The 15863-nt window shown below is 66.8% G+C and carries 15 protein-coding genes and 5 tRNA genes; 16 read left to right on the top strand and 4 right to left on the bottom strand.

Translation table 11 applies throughout. The features are described 5' to 3' along the window. Positions 1 to 47 precede the first annotated feature (47 nt). Positions 48 to 875, bottom strand: coding sequence for a phosphoserine phosphatase SerB (serB, locus tag MTR62_RS03175; protein WP_244016861.1), 828 nt, complete (start codon positions 873 to 875; stop codon positions 48 to 50). A gap of 61 nt (positions 876 to 936) precedes the next feature. On the opposite strand from serB, the gene miaA reads away from it, so the two are divergent. The 9 genes from miaA to MTR62_RS03130 all read left to right on the top strand — a co-directional run bounded on the left by miaA (position 937) and on the right by MTR62_RS03130 (position 10406). Next, positions 937 to 1923: a tRNA (adenosine(37)-N6)-dimethylallyltransferase MiaA gene (gene miaA / locus MTR62_RS03170; protein ID WP_244016859.1), complete on the top strand. Its 987-nt coding sequence runs from the start codon at positions 937 to 939 to the stop codon at positions 1921 to 1923. 178 nt (positions 1924 to 2101) lie between these two features. Next, the gene (gene ilvB, locus MTR62_RS03165) at positions 2102 to 3844 is read left to right on the top strand and encodes a biosynthetic-type acetolactate synthase large subunit (RefSeq protein ID WP_244016857.1); all 1743 of its coding nucleotides are present in this window, start codon (positions 2102 to 2104) and stop codon (positions 3842 to 3844) included. A 67-nt stretch (positions 3845 to 3911) separates the two neighbouring features. Then, positions 3912 to 4430 (top strand): acetolactate synthase small subunit, encoded by a 519-nt coding sequence (gene ilvN, locus MTR62_RS03160; RefSeq protein ID WP_244016855.1) that lies wholly within the window; start codon positions 3912 to 3914, stop codon positions 4428 to 4430. 97 nt (positions 4431 to 4527) lie between these two features. Further along, positions 4528 to 5547, top strand: a complete 1020-nt coding sequence (gene ilvC, locus MTR62_RS03155; protein ID WP_244016853.1) for a ketol-acid reductoisomerase — start codon at positions 4528 to 4530, stop codon at positions 5545 to 5547. Positions 5548 to 5764: 217 nt separating this feature from the next. After that, a complete protein-coding gene (locus tag MTR62_RS03150; protein ID WP_244016851.1) occupies positions 5765 to 6580 on the top strand; it encodes a nickel/cobalt efflux transporter in 816 nt (271 codons plus the stop codon). Positions 6581 to 6596: 16 nt separating this feature from the next. Then, the gene (locus MTR62_RS03145; protein WP_244016848.1) at positions 6597 to 6863 is read left to right on the top strand and encodes a metal-sensing transcriptional repressor; all 267 of its coding nucleotides are present in this window, start codon (positions 6597 to 6599) and stop codon (positions 6861 to 6863) included. A gap of 139 nt (positions 6864 to 7002) precedes the next feature. Next, entirely contained in the window at positions 7003 to 7332 is a 330-nt protein-coding gene (locus tag MTR62_RS03140) for an I78 family peptidase inhibitor (RefSeq protein ID WP_244016846.1), read from the top strand. A 229-nt stretch (positions 7333 to 7561) separates the two neighbouring features. Next, entirely contained in the window at positions 7562 to 9232 is a 1671-nt protein-coding gene (gene leuA, locus MTR62_RS03135) for a 2-isopropylmalate synthase (protein WP_244016844.1), read from the top strand. Between the two features lie 289 nt (positions 9233 to 9521). Continuing rightward, on the top strand, positions 9522 to 10406 hold the full coding sequence (locus MTR62_RS03130; protein ID WP_244016923.1) for an NAD(P)H-dependent flavin oxidoreductase: 885 nt from the start codon (positions 9522 to 9524) through the stop codon (positions 10404 to 10406). Here MTR62_RS03130 and MTR62_RS03125 read toward each other — a convergent pair. The 3 genes from MTR62_RS03125 to MTR62_RS03115 form a co-directional block, all read right to left on the bottom strand. Next, on the bottom strand, positions 10370 to 10948 hold the full coding sequence (locus MTR62_RS03125) for an AHH domain-containing protein (RefSeq protein WP_244016842.1): 579 nt from the start codon (positions 10946 to 10948) through the stop codon (positions 10370 to 10372). The genes MTR62_RS03130 and MTR62_RS03125 overlap by 37 nt on opposite strands. 7 nt (positions 10949 to 10955) lie before the next feature. Then, positions 10956 to 11735 carry a hypothetical protein gene (locus MTR62_RS03120; RefSeq protein WP_244016840.1) on the bottom strand — a complete coding sequence of 260 codons (780 nt, stop codon included), beginning with the start codon at positions 11733 to 11735 and terminating at the stop codon, positions 10956 to 10958. Positions 11736 to 11839: 104 nt separating this feature from the next. Beyond that, complete coding sequence (locus tag MTR62_RS03115; protein ID WP_244016838.1) at positions 11840 to 12403, bottom strand: flavodoxin family protein; 564 nt, start codon at positions 12401 to 12403, stop codon at positions 11840 to 11842. 53 nt (positions 12404 to 12456) lie between these two features. Here MTR62_RS03115 and recJ point away from each other — a divergent pair, with 53 nt between their 5' ends. The 7 genes from recJ to arsH all read left to right on the top strand — a co-directional run bounded on the left by recJ (position 12457) and on the right by arsH (position 15847). After that, positions 12457 to 14271 carry a single-stranded-DNA-specific exonuclease RecJ gene (gene recJ, locus MTR62_RS03110; RefSeq protein WP_244016836.1) on the top strand — a complete coding sequence of 605 codons (1815 nt, stop codon included), beginning with the start codon at positions 12457 to 12459 and terminating at the stop codon, positions 14269 to 14271. Between the two features lie 149 nt (positions 14272 to 14420). Beyond that, positions 14421 to 14496, top strand: a tRNA-Glu gene (locus MTR62_RS03105). A 38-nt stretch (positions 14497 to 14534) separates the two neighbouring features. After that, positions 14535 to 14610 (top strand) — tRNA-Glu (locus MTR62_RS03100). A gap of 50 nt (positions 14611 to 14660) precedes the next feature. After that, positions 14661 to 14736 (top strand) — tRNA-Glu (locus tag MTR62_RS03095). A 38-nt stretch (positions 14737 to 14774) separates the two neighbouring features. Continuing rightward, positions 14775 to 14850: transfer RNA gene (locus tag MTR62_RS03090), tRNA-Glu, on the top strand. A gap of 50 nt (positions 14851 to 14900) precedes the next feature. After that, positions 14901 to 14976: transfer RNA gene (locus MTR62_RS03085), tRNA-Glu, on the top strand. A 115-nt stretch (positions 14977 to 15091) separates the two neighbouring features. After that, positions 15092 to 15847: an arsenical resistance protein ArsH gene (arsH, locus tag MTR62_RS03080; RefSeq protein ID WP_327194373.1), complete on the top strand. Its 756-nt coding sequence runs from the start codon at positions 15092 to 15094 to the stop codon at positions 15845 to 15847. Positions 15848 to 15863: the final 16 nt, after the last annotated feature.

Genomic DNA, 15863 nt, shown 5'->3' with positions numbered 1-15863 from the left:
TTGAAATGGCGTAAGATCGTGCGAGCAGGGGAAGCCCTCCCCTCCAGTCAGTCCAGCACCCAGTCCTGCTCGTCGATGCCAAGCAGCCGCAGCACGCTGGTCAGATCCCCGCGCTCGACCCAGCCATTGGCCGCCGCGCGCGCCTTGGGCTTGGCGTAGTAGGCCAGGCCATAGGTCGCCTCCACCAGCATGGGAATATCGTTGGCGCCATCGCCGGTGGCCAGGCTCGCGACGGGACGCTCCAGGCCCGCGCTCGCCGCCTCGACTTCGGCGATGAGCGTCGCCTTCTTCACCGAACTGTCGACCACCGGCCCCGCCAGCTCGCCGGTCAGCTTGCCATCGGCCACGCCCAGGCGATTGCCCACGACATGCTCAAAGCCGAGCATCGCCGCGATCGGATCGGCAAAATGGTGAAAACCGCCGGTCACCAGCACGGTGCGGCACCCCAGCTTGCGCAGCGTCTGCACCAGCACGCGCGCGCCCGGCATCGGGCGGATACGCTCGGCAAGGCAATCGTCGACCGCGCTCTCGCGCAGGCCCTTGAGCAGCCCGACGCGCTCGCGCAGCGCGGATTCGAAATCGAGCTCGCCCTGCATCGCGCGCTCGGTAATGTCGGCGATCTTTGCCTTGAGCCCGGCAAAATCGGCCAGCTCGTCGATGCATTCCTGCCCGATCATCGTCGAATCCATGTCCGAGATGAACACCTTGGGCAAGATCGGCTCGTGATCGCAGACGAGGCCATCGCTCGCGCCGAAATGCGCGTCGATCGCGCCGCGCAGCACCCCGGCGTCACTGTCTGGCGAGCCAAGCTGCACCGTCTGGGCGCCCGCATCGAGCAGCGCGGCCGAAGCAAGCTGCGTCCCGGCCTGTTCCATATCGGCTTTCGCCTTGTCGATTTTTGCCGAGAGATTTTCCGGGTCTGCTATCAGCCGAGCGATGAGCACTGCCAAATTCCTTGATGCGAACTACGATACGACGACCGGCGAGCGGCCACCGCTGGCGCTCATCGCAGGGCCGACCGCGAGCGGCAAGAGCGATTGTGCGCTCACGCTCGCGCAGCGGCTCGAGGCGATGGGCGGCAAGGCCGTCATCATCAACGCCGACGCCTCGCAGGTCTACGCCGACATTCCCATCCTCAGCGCCTGCCCCACGCCCGCCGAAATGGGCACGATCGAGCACCGCCTGTTCGGGGCCTGGGACGGCGCCGAGAGCTGTTCGGCCGCCGACTGGGCCAAGGCCGCCCGCACCACCATCGCCCAGGTTCACAGCGCCGGCGCCGTGCCGATCCTCGTGGGTGGCACCGGGCTCTATATCCGCACCCTGCTCGAAGGGATCGCGCCGGTCCCCGAAATCGATCCCGCGATCCGCGCCGCCGTGCGCGCGCTCACGGTCGCAGAGGCCTACCATGCGCTGTGCGCCGAAGACCCCGCCCGCGCCGCCGCGCTCGCACCGACCGACACCACCCGTATCGCGCGCGCGCTCGAAGTGGTGCGCTCGAGCGGCAAGCCGCTGGCCCACTGGCAGCAACACAAGGAAGGCGGGATCGGCGAAAGCGTCAGCCTGTTCCCCGCCATCCTGATGCCCGAACGCACCTGGCTCTACGCGCGCTGCGATACCCGCTTCGCGGCGATGATCGCCGCTGGCGCGCGCGCCGAGGTCGAGGCGCTGCTGGCGCGCGGGCTCGATCCGGCGCTTGCCGTGATGCGCGCGATCGGCGTGCCCGAAATCGCGGCGTGGATTGCCGGAGAATGCACGCAGGAAGACGCCCTGGCGCGCGCGGCACAGGCCACACGCAATTATGCGAAACGTCAGTTCACCTGGCTGCGGCATCAACCCCCCGCCGAATGGCCGCGAATTGCAGCAGAAAATTACACCGTGAATTCGATTTGCGATATTTTGTTTCGACACTATGGGTTGACGTGATATTTCGCGTCCCCTAAAGGCAGCCGGATAAAGCCCGTGGAAGTTGGGCTCGAAGAGAGGGTGGCCCGGTGTGACGTTCGCAGTCGCGCCGGGTCCGATTCTTTGGAGGAAATCCTCCGCCATTATCCAACTCGCGTAGCCCTATTCCGGGGGCCCGCGTGGCATGAAGGAACATGTTGTGAGTGACGAGCGCAGTGGCGCGAACATCCTGGTCGAAAGTCTGGTCCGACAGGGAGTCGAAGTCGTCTTCGGCTATCCCGGCGGCGCGGTACTACCGATCTACGATGCCCTATTCGGTGATGAGCGCCTGCGTCACATCCTCGTGCGGCACGAAGCCGGCGCGGCGCACGCCGCCGAAGGTTACGCGCGTTCGACCGGCAAGCCCGGCGTCGTGCTGGTCACCTCTGGTCCGGGCGCGACCAACGCGATCACCGGCATCGCCGATGCCTTTATGGATTCGATCCCGCTGGTCATCATTTCGGGCCAGGTCGCGACCAACCTGATCGGCTCGGACGGCTTCCAGGAAGCCGATACGGTCGGCATTTCCCGGCACTGCACAAAGCACAACTATCTGGTGAAAAACCCGGCCGACCTTGCCGCGGTGATCGACGAGGCGTTCCAGATCGCCACCACCGGCCGCCCCGGCCCGGTGCTGATCGACATCCCCAAGAACGTCCAGGTCGCGACCGCGACGTGGAGCGAGGCGCCGGTCCAGCGTCGCAACCGCTACGACCCGCGCCTGCGCGGCGAGCAGAGCGAGATCGACGAGGCCGTCGCCATGATCAAGGCGGCGAAGGCACCGATCCTCTACACCGGGGGCGGGGTCATCAACTCGGGCCCCGAGGCTACCGCGCTGCTGCGCGAGCTTCAGGCGAAAACCGGTGCGCCGGTCACCTCCACGCTGATGGGCCTTGGCGCCATCCCGGCCGACAGCCCGGCCTGGCTCGGCATGCTGGGGATGCACGGCACTTACGAGGCCAACCTGGCGATGAACCAGGCCGACCTCATCATCGCCGTCGGCTCGCGCTTCGATGACCGCGTCACCGGCCGCCTCGATGCCTTCGCGCCCAATTCGAAGAAGATCCACATCGACATCGACCGCGCCTCGATCAACAAGATCGTGCCCGTCGATCTCGGGATCGTCGGCGATTGCGCGCAGGTGCTCACCCAGATCCTCGAAGGCCTGGGTGACTTTGCCGGCAACGACCTGTCCGGCTGGATGGGCCGGATCGCGCAATGGCGCACCCGCAACAGCCTCGCCTACCCCGCGAACAGCAAGGCGATCATGCCCCAGCTGGCGATCGAGCGGCTCTTCGCGCTGACCCGCGACAAGGACCCGATCATCGCCACCGAAGTGGGCCAGCACCAGATGTGGGCGGCGCAGTACTTCCACTTCTTCGGCCCCAACAAGTGGCTGACCTCGGGCGGCCTTGGCACCATGGGCTATGGCCTGCCCGCCGCGATCGGCGCGCAGCTTGGCAACCCGGACAGCCTGGTCATCGACATCGCGGGCGACGCCTCGATCCAGATGAACATCCAGGAACTGGGCACCGCCACGCAGTACCGCCTGCCGGTCAAGGTGTTCATCCTCAACAACGAGTGGATGGGCATGGTGCGCCAGTGGCAGGAGCTGACCTACGAGAGCCGCTACTCGAACTCGTACTCGAGCAGCCTGCCCGACTTCGTGCGCCTTGCCGAGGCCTATGGCTGGAAGGGCCTGCGCATCGAGAACGAAAGCGAACTCGACGCCGGGATCGAGGCGATGATCGCCCACCCCGGCCCGGTCATCGTCGACTGCCGCGTGGCCAAGGAATCGAACTGCTTCCCGATGATCCCTTCGGGCGCGGCGCATACCGAAATGATCCTCTACGGCGACGATGTGGCCGGAACGCTCGACGACGCGGCCAAGGCGCTTGTCTGATTCAGGCGTCTGATCCAGGCGCCTGATCCAGGCGCCTGACCGGCTCAGCGAACCCAGGAATTTCCCAATGACGCATATCAAGCAAGAGGCCGAGGAACGCCACGTTCTGACCGTCACGGTCGACAACGAGGCTGGCATTCTCGCCAAGATCGCCGGGCTGTTCACCGCCCGCGGCTACAACATCGACAGCCTGACCGTGGCCGACATCACCGAGAACCACTCGGTGAGCCGGATCACCATCGTGACCCACGGCCCGCCCTCGCAGATCGACCAGATCCACGCCCAGCTCGAGCGCCTCGTGCCCGTGCACAAGGTGGTCGACCTCACCGAGGCCGGCCCCCACGTCCAGCGCGAACTGGCCCTCATCAAGGTCTCGGGCACCGGCGAGAAGCGCGTCGAAGCGCTGCGCGTGGCCGACGTGTTCCGCGCCAAGGCGGTCGACACGACGACCTCGAGCTTCATCTTCGAGCTGACCGGCTCGCCCGAGAAGATCGACAGCTTCGTGGCCATCATGCGCGAACTGGGCCTTGTCGAAGTGGGCCGCACCGGCATCGTCGCGATGATCCGCGGCGCCGAGGCGGCCTGAACAATTACGAAGAGTTTGCGCCCCGGCGCATGATCAAGAAAGCGAGCCCGCCCCGGTCGATCTCGGGACATTCGGGCGCACCAGAAGGAAAGCCAAGATGAAAGTCTATTACGACGCCGATTGCGACATCAACCTGATCACCACCAAGAAGGTCGCGATCCTGGGCTACGGCAGCCAGGGCCACGCCCACGCGCAGAACCTGCGCGACAGCGGCGTCAAGGACGTGGCCATCGCGCTGCGCCCCGGCTCGGCTTCGGCGGCCAAGGCCGAAGGCGCCGGCTTCAAGGTGATGGCGAACGCCGAAGCGGCTGCCTGGGCCGACGTTCTCATGATCCTCGCCCCCGACGAGCACCAGGCCGCGATCTACGCCGCCGACATCCACGAGAACCTCAAGCCCGGCGCGGCGCTCGCCTTCGCGCACGGCCTCAACGTCCACTTCGGCCTGATCGAGCCGCGCAAGGACATCGACGTCATCATGATCGCGCCCAAGGGTCCGGGCCACACCGTGCGCGGTGAATACCAGCGTGGCGGTGGCGTGCCCTGCCTCGTCGCGGTCGACCAGGACGTGTCGGGCAACGCCCACGACATCGCGCTGGCCTATGCCTCGGGCGTTGGCGGCGGCCGTTCGGGCATCATCGAGACCAACTTCCGCGAGGAATGCGAAACCGACCTGTTCGGTGAGCAGGCCGTGCTCTGCGGCGGCACCACCGCGCTCGTCCAGGCGGGCTTCGAGACGCTGGTCGAAGCCGGCTACGCTCCGGAAATGGCCTACTTCGAGTGCCTCCACGAGCTCAAGCTGATCGTCGACCTGATGTATGAAGGCGGCATCGCCAACATGCGCTACTCGATCTCGAACACCGCCGAATACGGCGACATCAAGACCGGTCCGCGCCTCATCACCGAAGAAACCAAGAAGGAAATGAAGCGCGTGCTGGAAGACATCCAGTCGGGCCGTTTCGTGAAGGACTTCGTGCTCGACAACCGCGCCGGCCAGCCCGAACTCAAGGCCTCGCGCAAGGCCGCGCAGCGCCACGCGATCGAGGAAACCGGCGCCAAGCTGCGCGCCATGATGCCCTGGATCGGCGCCAACGCGCTAGTCGACAAGACCAAGAACTGATCTCACCTTAGCCGGATCGGGCAAGCCGCTTGCCCGATCCGCGTGAGCAAAAGCCCCCGGCCGCGCCCGTGCGCAGCCGGGGGCTTTTGCGTTGGGACGCGGCGAATGGCGCAAACAGGCCCCGGCCGATCCGGCATCCGCCGGGAACGGATGCGACCACATTATATCCCCTCAGGGGGGATAGGATATGGCCGCAAAGAATGCTAGGGAATCGCGCATGACATCGCTTTCCCAGCTCCTCGAGCACAGCGCCGCGCACGCCTGGCTGTTCATCCCCAGCGCCATCCTGCTTGGCGCACTGCACGGCCTCGAACCGGGCCACTCCAAGACCATGATGGCCGCCTTCATCGTCGCGGTGCGCGGTACGGTGCGCCAGGCGGTACTACTCGGCCTCGCGGCCACGCTTTCGCATACCGCCGTGGTGTGGATCGTCGCGCTGGGCGGCGTCTATCTGTTCAAGGGCCTGAGCCCGGAGGGGATCGAGCCCTATTTCCAGTTCGGCTCGGGACTCGTCATCCTGGCCATGGCGGTGTGGATGCTCTGGCGCATTCGCCGCGAACAGTCGCACGGCCACCACCATGACCATCATCACGACCATCGACACGGGCACGGCGACACGGCGCTGGAGCACGCGCTCGATCTGACCGATGGCGGCTACCAGGACGCGCACGAGCGCGAGCACGCCGAAGACATCCGCCGCCGTTTCGCCGGGCGCACGGTCACCACCGGCCAGATCGTCCTGTTCGGCCTGACCGGCGGGCTGGTGCCCTGCCCCGGCGCGATCACCGTGCTCCTGCTGTGCCTCCAGCTCGATCGCGTCGCGCTCGGATCGGTCCTCGTGCTGTGCTTCAGCATCGGCCTGGCGCTGACCATGGTCTTGTCAGGCGTCATCGCCGCGCTTAGCGTGCGCTACGCCCAGAAGGCCTTTGGCGGGTTCGGTTCGCTGGTTCGCAAGGCGCCTTATCTCAGCGGCATCGTGATCCTGTGCCTTGGCCTCTACCTTGCGCTGCAGGGTTATCGCGCCCTTCCCTGAAACGGACACGCAATTCATGAGCCACGCCGCCAATCCCGACCTGATCAACCGCCTGCGCCGCGCCAACGGCCATCTGGCGAGCATCATCCGGATGGTCGAGGACGGCGAGGACGGGCTCAAGATCGCCCAGCAGATGCAGGCCGTGGTCGCCGCGCTCGAAAAGACCAAGACGCTGATCGTCACCGATCACATCGAACACCATATCGAGGACCTGATCGGCCCGCTGCCCAGCACCGTGCGCGACGATCTGGCCCGACTGGGCGAACTCGCCAGGTATCTCTAGCCCGGCGGGCAGAGCCAGGCCCGCGCCGACAAACCGTTCCCCTTGCCGCGTGATCTGCGCTAGGCTTGCACGCCCGACTATCCGGCCGACCGCTTCGCGCGGCCGCTTCGGACGACGCGCGCCAAGCAAGGACTCTCGCATGATCCGCCCCATTTCGACTGCCGGTCTTCTTCCGATCCTCGCGGCCAGCCTTCTGGCCGGGCTCGGCGGTTGCTCGGCGACTACCGAGCCCCCCACGTCGCCGCCACCTTCTCCCGCCCGGCCCGCCGATTGCGGCGCGGCGCAACTCGGCGCGTTTCTTGGCCGCGAGGCGAGCGAGACGGTCCTCACGGTCCTTCGCAGCTGGCGCGGCGACAAGCCGGTACGGGTCCTCAAGCCCGGCTCGGCAATGACCATGGACTACCACCCCGACCGGCTCAACGTCTTCCTTGACGACACCGGACATATCGACAAGTTCGCCTGCAACTGATCCCGTCAGGCTGGCCAACTTGGCCCTTTACTTTGCCGGCCCGAATGCCCATAGGCACAGCCATGACTCGTCGTCTTGGCCTTCTCCTGCGACTTACGCGCCCTTGGGCGTGAGCTTGCGTGCTGCCCCGGTGGTGCGCGCGGCGCTCAAGGGGACCTGAATACAAGCGCACCTGAACGGTTAGCGCCTGTCCTGCCGCAGTTGAGAAATTCCGAACGAGACCCATCCCATGACTATGCTCAAAGACCCCTCGGTCAAGTATCGCCCGTTCCCGCAGATCGACCTGCCCAACCGCCAGTGGCCGTCGAACACGATCACCAAGGCCCCGCGCTGGCTCTCGACGGACCTGCGCGACGGCAACCAGGCGCTGATCGACCCGATGGGTGCGGAAAAGAAGACCCGCTTCTTCGACCTGCTGGTCAAGGTCGGCCTCAAGGAGATCGAGGTCGGCTTCCCGAGCGCGGGCGCGACCGAGTACGATTTCATCCGCGGCCTGGTCGATGGCGAGCGTATCCCCGAAGACGTCCTGGTCCAGGTTCTCACCCAGTCGCGCCAGGACCTGATCGAAACCTCGTTCAAGAGCCTTGCCGGTGTTCATGAGGCGATCGTCCACGTCTACAACGCGGTCTCGCCGCTGTGGCGCAACGTGGTGTTCGGCATGGACCGCGCGCAGATCCGTGGCATCGCCGAGAACGGCGCGAAGATCATCCGCGACCAGATCGCGATGTACCCGCAGACCAAGTGGCACGTCGAATACAGCCCCGAGACGTTCTCGACGGCCGAACTCGATTTCTCGATCGAATGCTGCGAGGCGGTGATGGAGATTCTCCAGCCCACGCCCGAACATCCGATCATCCTCAATCTGCCCGCGACGGTGGAAGCGGCAACGCCCAACATCTACGCCGACCAGATCGAGTATTTCTGCAACAACCTGCCCAACCGGGCATCGGCGGTAATCTCGCTGCACACCCACAACGATCGCGGCACCGGTGTCGCGGCGGCGGAACTGGGACTGATGGCGGGTGCCGATCGCGTCGAAGGCTGCCTGTTCGGCAATGGCGAGCGCACCGGCAACTGCTGCCTGGTGACCGTTGCGATGAACATGTACACGCAGGGCGTCAGCCCCGAGCTGGACTTCTCGAACATCGACGACGTGATCCAGACGGTCGAGTACTGCAACCAGCTCAAGGTGCCCGAACGCCACCCCTACGGCGGCGAACTGGTCTTCACCGCGTTCTCCGGCTCGCATCAGGACGCGATCAAGAAGGGCTTCGCCGCGCAGGAAAGCCGCAACGACGAGCTCTGGGCGGTGCCTTACCTGCCGATCGATCCGGCGGACCTGGGCCGCGACTACGAAGCGGTGATCCGCGTCAACTCGCAGTCGGGCAAGGGTGGCTTTGCCTGGGTGATCGAGCAGGACCAGGGCCTCAAGCTGCCCAAGCGCATGCAGGCGCACTTCTCCAAGCACGTCCAGCAGCTGGCGGACGAGCTGGGCCGCGAACTCCAGGCGGGCGATATCTGGGACGTGTTCCGCAAGGCCTACCGCCTTGACGAGCCCCAGCGCTTCCACCTGATCGACTGGGACGAGGCGCGCAGCGCCGACGGCACGCGCGTTTTCGCCGGCAAGATCGGCGTCGACGGCAAGGAGCAGTCGGTCTCGGGTCGCGGCAAGGGGCTGATCTCCTCGATCGTCGCCACGCTCGATGAAGGTTTCGGCGTCAAGCTCGACGTGCGCGACTACGCCGAGCATTCGATGGGCAAGGATTCGAACGCCAAGGCGGCCTCCTATGTCGAATGCGTGACCCCCGACGGGCGCGTGATCTGGGGCGTGGGCATCGACGAGGACGTCGCCACCGCGAGCGTGCGCGCGCTGCTGAGCGCGGCCAACGCCGCCGCCTAGGCGCCGCAATGGCGCGCCGCGCCGCTGCCTGAAACGAAATGAAAAATAGGCCGTAGCCGCGCTGATCCACAGCGCCGCTGCGGCCCTTTTTTTTGCGCCCCGAAAACATCCCTATAGGTCAATAGCCTTCCCTATAGGGAAAGTTCGCTCGACACGCAGCTCCGCTCCGCTTATCGTCGCGGCAAAGCAAAACTGCCGTGGAAGAGAGAACCCTGTGACGCACCCCACCTCCCGCCCGCTGCCGGGCGCGCTTGGCGCCTCGCTGCGCCTGCCCGTCATCGCCGCACCGATGTTCATCGTCTCCTCGCCCGAACTGGTCATCGCGCAGGTCAAGGCCGGTATTATCGGCAGCTTTCCGGCGCTCAACGCCCGCCCGGCCAGCCAGCTCGACGATTGGCTGGCGCGCATCACCGACGAAACCCAAGGCTGCGCCGCCCCCTATGCTGTCAACCTGATCGTCCACAAATCGAACACCCGGCTCGAGCAAGACCTCGCCGTGCTTGCCCGGTGGAAGGTCCCGCTGGTCATCACCTCGCTCGGCGCCAAGGCCGAGGTGAACGCAGCGGTCCACGGTTGGGGCGGTGTCGTTTTGCATGATGTGATCGACGATTTCTTCGCGCACAAGGCGATCGACAAGGGCGCCGACGGCCTGATCGCCGTGGCGGCGGGCGCCGGAGGCCACGCCGGACGGCAATCGCCGTTCGCGCTCGTGCAGGAAATCCGCCGCTGGTTCGACGGCCCCTTGGCGCTCTCGGGGGCCATCGCCAACGGCGGCGCGGTGCTGGCCGCCCAGGCCATGGGGGCCGATTTCGCCTATATCGGCAGCCCATGGATCGCCACGCCCGAAGCGCAGGCGAGCGACACCTACAAGCAGGCGATCGTCGATGGGCACGCCGCCGATATCGTCAATTCGAGCCTGTTCACCGGGGTCCACGGCAACTACCTGCGCGCCTCGATCGTGGCCGCCGGGCTCGACCCCGACAATCTGCCCGAAGGCGAGCGGTCGGCCATGGACTTCGGCTCGGGCGGCAACACCGCGGCCAAGGCCTGGAAGGACATCTGGGGATCGGGCCAGGGGATCGGCGCGGTCGACGCGATCGAACCGGTCGCCACCCGCGTCGCCACGCTCGAACGCGACTACTGCGCCGCGCTCGAACGCCTCGCCCTGCGCTGAGGCATGGCGCCTAGCGCCTCCTCGGCCGCCAGCGCGCCGGACGGCGTGGCGCTCCACAGCGCCTCGGCCATCTGATCAAGTTCGGTGAAGTCGCGCAGGACCGGATCATAGCGGTTGAGAAGCGGCCGTTCGCCCCGCGGCGCGAGCAGCCGCCGCCGCAAGGCGCGTTGCAGCAGCGACAGGCGCATCTGGGCCTGAAGCGCGGCCGCGGCGGCGTCGGCCAGACGCTGGCGCGACCAGTCCGCCTCGATCTGCCCGACCCGCTGCGCCACAAGCTCGCTGTAGCGCCGGTGCGGCCCGCGATGCAGCGGCAGTCCAAGACGCAGCGCGGCAACCTCGCGGCAGGGCAGCAGGAGCCCGTTTTCGCGAAAGTCCTCGAACCGGAAACGGTGATCGCCCAATTCGTGGAACATGCGAGCCAGACCATCGTCGGTGAGCAACTGGCGCGGCAGGAGATGGTGGCGCTGAAGCCCCGGATCGTATCCCGGAGCGTTCAGGCGGTTGACGCTGCGAAACGAAAGATACGTGCGTTCGCGGCGCATGCCCCCGTCAATCGGCGCGCCAGACCCATACGCGTTTTCCCTGGCGAGAACGCTCAAGCACGAGCGCGTGATTATCGACCTGGATTTGCGCATCACCGGCCGGAACCCCGTTCGTGACGAGATAGTCGACGACGCGGATCGCCAGCTTGAAATCAGCCGCAGCGTCCCGATCGGGGCCCGCTTCAAGCTGCATTTCGACCCCGGTGAAAAAAGCCAGCCCGAGACTGGCCACGCTGCCGTCAGGCGCCGCCTCGAGCGCGGTCAGGCCAAGCGCCGGGAACGCGCCTCCGGCCAGCCAGTTGAGGACGATGCGCACGAAATAACCCGGTTCCATCGCGCTGCGTGCCGGGGGCCATAGCACCGCGCAGACCGGCAGGCGCGCGGCAAGATTAGCAGCGAGACCAGCCATCGTGCGAATCACCGGCGCCAGCGCGGCGCCTGCGGCGATATGGCCCGCAGGCCCGAGGCTGATGGCCCCGCCACGGCCGCCAAGCGCCTGCGCTACAGTGCCCGGCGCGAACCCGTAGTCATGCCGGGGCACGATACAAGCGGTCCCGCTGGCCGGGCTCAAGCCGCGCACGTCGAACGTCAGCCCGCTGGCCAGTATCTCGACCCACCCTTCCGCTTCGCCTGGCACATGGCTGAGGCTAGCGGGCAAGCCCTCCAGGCCGGTGCCATCGAACAGCGCGGCAAGGCCCGCCTGATCGGGGCGCGCACCACTGGCGAAGACGAACGAAAAGGCCTGATCGTCTGCCGTGAGGTCATGAAGTGGACTGGACTGCGTCACGTCTTGCTATTTCCCGCTCATGACTGCCGATGCGCTGACCAGCAACTAGGCACAATTAAATAGTGTTCGTCGAGTCCTTCGCGTCACCTTTCCCCGTCACAGGATCAAAAGATGCCCAGCGCGAGCCCTTCGGCCATCGCCCTGCCCAATGCAGCGGCCTCATCGAGTACCGCGCGATCAAGCCGCTTGGGTGCCGCAATCTCGGCGGCAGTCTGTGCGCCGGTCACCACGATCATCCTCTCGGCGACACGGCGAAGCCGCCATCCGGTGACGATCCGATCGACTTGCCCCGCTGCGCCCGTGCCGTCCGACCCTGCCGCGATCACGCTGGCATAGGGACGTCCCTCGATCTGGCCAAGCAGCGGGTAGTAGGTGCGATCGAACATGTCCTTCATCACCCCACTGAGCGTGCCCAGGTTTTCCGGCGCGACGAAAACGTACCCCTGCGCACCAAGCAGATCCCCCGGCTCCACCTGCTCCGCCGCGATTCGGCGCACCGCGGTTGCGCGAGAGCCAGCCTCGCCCTGCCCCTGTTCGCCCGCCCCCGCGTCGCTCGCATCCGCCTCGATCGCCCCCGTCTCGACCGCCTCGGCCAGCGCGCGCGACGCACCGGTGCGGCTGTGCCAGATGATCGCGAGATAGCCCATGTACGTCACACCTCCTGCCATCGCGCCCGCGCGGCCCCTTTCCGTGGCGCCGCAGGTAGTCTAACCGCTGCGCCATGGCATCGCGATCCGCAACCGTATTCGGCATCGAACGCTCGCTGACCGGCAAGTCCTGGCTCTGGCGCGGCGGCAACATGGACATCTCGCAAGGGGGCTTTGGGCAAGGCAGCGCGGACGGTCCCGGCGGGCTGGAAGACGACATCGTCACCCAGCTGCTGCTCTCGCGCGGGGTTGCGCGTGAGGATCTGGAACGCCACCGCAGCCCCAAACTCGCCACGTTCCTGCCCGATCCATCGGCCTTCCAGGACATGGACCGCGCCGCCGAGCGGCTCGCCCGCGCGGTCGAGACCGGCGAATCGATCACCGTCTACGGCGACTACGACGTCGATGGCGCGACCAGCGCGGCCCTGCTGATCCTGCTCCTGCGCAGTCTGGGCGTCTCGGCGCGGTACTACATTCCCGACCGTCTGCTCGAAGGTTACGGCCCATCCGGCGAGGCGCTGGTGCGGTTGGCAAAGGAAGGGTCCAGCCTCATCGTCACCGTCGACTGCGGAGCGATGGCCTACGAAGCACTCGACATGGCGCGCGAGGCCGGGGTCGACGTGGTCGTCGTCGACCATCACAAGTGCGCGCCCCAGCTTCCCTGGGCGACCGCGCTGGTCAACCCCAACCGGCTCGACGAAAGCGACACCGCGGCCGCGCACGGCAACCTCGCCGCCGTCGGCGTCGCCTTCCTGCTGGCCATTGCCACCAACCGCACCTTGCGCCAGCGCGGCTATTTCAGGACCCGCCCCGAGCCCGACCTCAGGGGCCTGCTCGATCTCGTCGCGCTGGGCACGGTGGCCGACGTTGCTTCGCTCCACGGGCTCAACCGCGCGCTTGTCGCACAGGGGCTCAAGGTCATGGCCCGGCGCGAGCACATCGGCATGGCCGCGCTGATCGATGCGAGCCGCCTCAGCCGCGCGCCGACCTGCTCGGACCTCGGCTTCGCGCTTGGCCCCAGGATCAACGCGGGTGGACGCGTGGGCGAATCGACCCTCGGCGTGCGCCTGCTCACCACCACCGACCCGGCCGAGGCCGAGGCCATCGCCGCCCAGCTTTCGCGCCTCAACGACGAGCGCCGCGCGATCGAACAGGCCGTGCAGGAAGCCGCCGAGGAACAGCTCGCGCGGCAGGACAACCGCTCGGTGCTGGTGCTCGCGGGGGCCGGCTGGCATCCCGGCGTCATCGGCATCGTCGCCGGTCGGATCAAGGAGAAGACCGGCAAGCCCGCGCTGGTCATCGCGCTTGAGGCCGACGAGGCGGGCCATGGCAAGGGCTCTGGCCGCTCGATCGCGGGGGTGGACCTGGGCGCTGCAATCATCGCCGCGCGCGAAGCCGGGCTGCTCGTCGCGGGCGGTGGGCACGCGATGGCCTGCGGCCTCACCATCGCGCCCGACAAGCTCGATACGCTGGCCGACTGGCTCGACGAGCGCCTCGCCGCCGACGTCGCGCGCGCGGGCGCCAGCCAGACGATCCGGCTCGACCTTGCCCTGGCACCGGCCGGGCTCACCCCCTCACTCGTCGAGACGCTCGAAGGCGCCGGGCCCTACGGCATGGGCTGGCCGGGGCCGCGCGTCGCGGTAGGGCCGGTGCGCGTTCTCAAGGCCGATGTGGTAGGCACCGATCATGTCCGCCTGATCGTGGGTGGGCAGGATGGCGGGCGGTTCAAGGCCATGGCCTTCCGCAGCGCCGAGACCGATCTTGGCCAGGCGCTGCTCCACGCCAGCCAGGGCCGCCGCCTGTGGCTGGCCGGGCGCACCAAGATCGACGACTGGGGTGCGCGTCCGCAAGCCGAACTGCACCTCGAGGACGCCGCTTTCGCCGACTGAAAATCCACAAAAAGCGGGTTTTCGCGAGGGTTTTGACGTGATCCGTCCCCCCTTGTGACCTGGCAATGTCATTTTTCTTCAAGCCGGGGCTTGACCCCCCACCGCACCCCCGCTAGAGGGCCGGTCCTGCCTCCGGCGCAGCTCGGAATGGCCCCTTCGTCTAGCGGTCTAGGACGCGGCCCTTTCACGGCTGAAACACGGGTTCGAGTCCCGTAGGGGTCACCATCCGGTGCGGCGCCTGGCAGGCAGAAAAATGGCTTTTCGGCCCCTTCGTCTAGCGGTCTAGGACGCGGCCCTCTCACGGCTGAAACACGGGTTCGAGTCCCGTAGGGGTCACCATCTCTCGTTCGCGAGGCGGTGTTTCGAAAAGTTCGTTGAAAATGGCTTTTGGCCCCTTCGTCTAGCGGTCTAGGACGCGGCCCTTTCACGGCTGAAACACGGGTTCGAGTCCCGTAGGGGTCACCATCCGGTGCGGCGCCTGGCAGGCAGAAAAATGGCTTTTCGGCCCCTTCGTCTAGCGGTCTAGGACGCGGCCCTCTCACGGCTGAAACACGGGTTCGAGTCCCGTAGGGGTCACCATCTCTCGTTCGCGAGGCGGTGTTTCGAAAAGTTCGTTGAAAATGGCTTTTGGCCCCTTCGTCTAGCGGTCTAGGACGCGGCCCTTTCACGGCTGAAACACGGGTTCGAGTCCCGTAGGGGTCACCATTTCCGGCGCCAGAAAGCGCCTCTCCCCTGATCCATCATCAGACATTTACGTAGCGCTCCCGCGCGTGCTAGCGCGGCACGGCCGCTCATCCTGAGCGCGCCCGGAGACAGGCTGTTGAGCGAACGCGAATTTTCCCGCCTGCGCGCGGTCAGCGATGCGAATCACTTTCCCGCGCTGGACCCGCGCTATCTGCACGAACGTCCGGCTACCGGGCTCGGTCCGCTCGCCCCCGCGCCGCGCATCCTGCTGCTTTACGGTTCGTTGCGCGAACGCTCCTATTCGCGTCTCGTGGTCGAGGAGTGCGCCCGGCTGCTCCAGCTCATGGGCTGCGAAACCCGCATCTTCGATCCCAGCGACCTGCCCTTGCCCGATCAGGTGGCCAGCGACGACCACCCCGCCGTTCACGAACTGCGCGAACACGCGCTGTGGTCCGAAGGGCAGGTCTGGTGCAGCCCCGAGCGGCACGGCCAGATCACCGGCATCATGAAGACCCAGGTCGACCACCTGCCGCTCGCTTACAAGGGCCTTCGCCCCACGCAAGGGCGCACGCTGGCCGTCATGCAGGTTTCGGCCGGGTCGCAATCGTTCAACTCGGTCAACACCTTGCGCATCCTGGGGCGCTGGATGCGGATGGTCACCATCCCCAACCAGTCGAGCGTCGCCAAGGCCTACGAGGAATTCGACGAGGCCGGGCGGATGAAGCCATCGTCCTATTACGATCGCATCGTCGACGTGATGGAGGAACTGGTGCGCTTTACCGTGCTGGTTCGCCCGCACGCCGACCAGCTCGTCGATCGCTATTCCGAGCGCCGCGAGCGCGACCGGCCTGTTGCCACCCCGGCCGACGCTGCAGGCCTCACCCGGCCCTGAGCGCACGGCGACGCGT

It is taken from the genome of Novosphingobium organovorum (assembly GCF_022832435.1).
Classification (GTDB): domain Bacteria; phylum Pseudomonadota; class Alphaproteobacteria; order Sphingomonadales; family Sphingomonadaceae; genus Novosphingobium; species Novosphingobium organovorum.
This window is presented reverse-complemented; position numbering and strand designations above follow the sequence as displayed.

Excerpts from the sequence above, each read along its gene's own strand:
- serB (WP_244016861.1), bottom strand. The coding sequence starts at position 875 with ATGGAACAGGCCGGGACGCAGCTTGCTTCGGCCGCGCTGCTCGATGCG.
- miaA (WP_244016859.1), top strand. The coding sequence starts at position 937 with ATGAGCACTGCCAAATTCCTTGATGCGAACTACGATACGACGACCGGC.
- ilvN (WP_244016855.1), top strand. The coding sequence starts at position 3,912 with ATGACGCATATCAAGCAAGAGGCCGAGGAACGCCACGTTCTGACCGTC.
- ilvC (WP_244016853.1), top strand. The coding sequence starts at position 4,528 with ATGAAAGTCTATTACGACGCCGATTGCGACATCAACCTGATCACCACC.
- MTR62_RS03150 (WP_244016851.1), top strand. The coding sequence starts at position 5,765 with ATGACATCGCTTTCCCAGCTCCTCGAGCACAGCGCCGCGCACGCCTGG.
- MTR62_RS03145 (WP_244016848.1), top strand. The coding sequence starts at position 6,597 with ATGAGCCACGCCGCCAATCCCGACCTGATCAACCGCCTGCGCCGCGCC.
- MTR62_RS03140 (WP_244016846.1), top strand. The coding sequence starts at position 7,003 with ATGATCCGCCCCATTTCGACTGCCGGTCTTCTTCCGATCCTCGCGGCC.
- leuA (WP_244016844.1), top strand. The coding sequence starts at position 7,562 with ATGACTATGCTCAAAGACCCCTCGGTCAAGTATCGCCCGTTCCCGCAG.
- MTR62_RS03130 (WP_244016923.1), top strand. The coding sequence starts at position 9,522 with ATGTTCATCGTCTCCTCGCCCGAACTGGTCATCGCGCAGGTCAAGGCC.
- MTR62_RS03125 (WP_244016842.1), bottom strand. The coding sequence starts at position 10,948 with ATGCGCCGCGAACGCACGTATCTTTCGTTTCGCAGCGTCAACCGCCTG.
- MTR62_RS03115 (WP_244016838.1), bottom strand. The coding sequence starts at position 12,403 with ATGGCAGGAGGTGTGACGTACATGGGCTATCTCGCGATCATCTGGCAC.
- recJ (WP_244016836.1), top strand. The coding sequence starts at position 12,457 with ATGGCATCGCGATCCGCAACCGTATTCGGCATCGAACGCTCGCTGACC.